A 269-nucleotide genomic window follows, 5' to 3' on the forward strand; every position below is an offset into this window, starting at 1 on the left:
GACAGACACTGCGCGTTCTCCCACTGGGAATTTTGAGTCGGGTGAGGTATTTGATTATCCTAAATCGCAATTGCAACCATCTCATAGTGTCAGTTCTGGCGGCGCATCGCTAGGTTCGCGTAGTGCGGGAGGGAGTGGCGGCGCCTACAGAGCTGCACCTAGTACTAATCATCATGATATTAATGCTTTTTATCAGGGCGTGAGTGAGCAGCATGCCGCGCATTTTGACCAAGTTGCTCACGTATCTGTTGGGGTTAACCAGTCACACG

Annotated in this window: 1 pseudogene; it reads left to right on the forward strand. The window is 50.9% G+C overall.

Annotated features, from left to right (window positions below):
- Positions 1–269, forward strand: a pseudogene (locus AAEY62_RS22585) (DNA mismatch repair endonuclease MutL); the annotation flags it as partial.

Origin of the sequence: Pseudoalteromonas sp. GW168-MNA-CIBAN-0100, assembly GCF_040309225.1 — a bacterium.
GTDB classification, from domain to species: Bacteria; Pseudomonadota; Gammaproteobacteria; order Enterobacterales; family Alteromonadaceae; genus Pseudoalteromonas; species Pseudoalteromonas arctica.